Source organism: Arthrobacter endolithicus, assembly GCF_026627425.1.
GTDB lineage: Bacteria > Actinomycetota > Actinomycetes > Actinomycetales > Micrococcaceae > Arthrobacter_M.
On record NZ_JAPNLH010000065.1, the window covers coordinates 1 to 841 of the forward strand.

Genomic DNA, 841 nt, shown 5'->3' on the forward strand with positions numbered 1-841 from the left:
CCGAACCACGGGCGAAACTCTCCCGCCGCGGGCTGCGGTGGGCCCTGGAGGGGATCGTGTGCCAACACCTAACGATCGCCCGCGTTGCTGAGGGCCTGGGCGTGAGCTGGAATACCGCGAACAAGGCCGTCCTGGCCGAAGGCAAGCGTGTGTTGATTGATGACCGGCACCGCTTCGACGCGGTGAAAGTCATTGGTGTTGATGAGCATGTTTGGCGGCACACCCGCCGCGGAGACAAATACGTCACCGTCATCATTGACCTCACCCCGATCCATGATGGCACCGGCCCTTCCCGCCTGCTGGACATGGTCGAAGGCCGCTCAAAACAGGTCTTCGCCACCTGGCTAAAAGCACGCCCACAACCCTGGCGCGACGGGATCGAAGTCGTGGCCATGGACGGGTTCTCCGGGTTCAAGAGCGCAGTGGCCCAAGAGCTCCCCGACGCCGTCCCGGTGATGGATCCATTCCATGTCATCCGTCTGGCCGGGGAGGCCCTGGATTCGTGCCGCCGACGCGTTCAGCAGCAGACATGCGGTCATCGAGGGCGGGCCGGGGACCCGCTGTATTCGGCTAGGCTAACGCTTCATACCGGGGCGGATCTGCTCACGGACAAGCAACGCCTACGCCTTGAAACCCTGTTCTCCACGGATACGCATGTAGAAGTTCAAGCGAGCTGGGGCATCTACCAACGCATGGTAGCCGCCTACCGGGAACCAGACCGTGCCAAGGGGCGGGAGTTGATGCAAGCCGTGATCGACTCCGTCAGCACCGGCGTCCCAGCAGCTCTCATCGAACTCACAACACTGGGGCGGACGCTCAAACGCCGGGCAGAAGACGTACT

General features: G+C 63.0%; 1 protein-coding gene. It reads left to right on the forward strand.

All coding sequences use genetic code 11. The features are described 5' to 3' along the window. The coding region (locus OS914_RS18020; protein ID WP_267547430.1) for an ISL3 family transposase at positions 1-841 on the forward strand (841 nt) is incomplete at both ends.